Origin of the sequence: Haloferax sp. Atlit-10N, from assembly GCF_003586325.1 — an archaeon.
In the GTDB taxonomy this organism is placed as follows: domain Archaea; phylum Halobacteriota; class Halobacteria; order Halobacteriales; family Haloferacaceae; genus Haloferax; species Haloferax prahovense.
In genome coordinates this window covers 1-469 of sequence record NZ_PSYX01000149.1, presented here as the reverse complement: position 1 = coordinate 469, position 469 = coordinate 1, and the positions used below count along the sequence as shown (strand labels likewise).

Here is a 469-nt window from a genome sequence, read left to right as displayed (position 1 = left end):
AGGCTTGATCCCCTAGCAGCATCCCTTGTCTGTAAACAAAAGTCGAAATGACATCAGAGGTTTCATAAGTGGCTGCAGTCTGCATTAATAGGATCTTCTGAAAATCAGCATTCATAATGCTGCCCATACGCAGGATGAGGAGCACGATAATCGTTGGCATAATACCTGGCAACGTGATGTGCAGGAGCTGTCTCCAGCGGTTGGCACCGTCCATCTTGGCTGCTTCATACAGCTGAGAATTGATTCCGGCTAGTGCTGCAAGGAAGAGTATTGATGCCCATCCTGCGCCCTGCCATACATTGGATAGAATGTACAATGGCCGGAACATATCTTTATCTGTGAAGAACATAATAGGCTCAAAACCAAAGAAGCCGCGGATGATATTAAACAAGCCGCCGTCCAAAGAAGAGAAGGTCTTAAGCATACCAACGACAACGACAACGGATATGAAGTGAGGTAAATAACTGAC

The 469-nt window shown here is 46.1% G+C and carries 1 protein-coding gene; it reads right to left on the bottom strand.

Translation table 11 applies throughout. The features are described from left to right. A partial coding sequence (locus C5B91_RS21615; RefSeq protein ID WP_233547911.1) for an ABC transporter permease subunit occupies positions 1-424 on the bottom strand: 424 nt, incomplete at its 3' end. Positions 425-469: the final 45 nt, after the last annotated feature.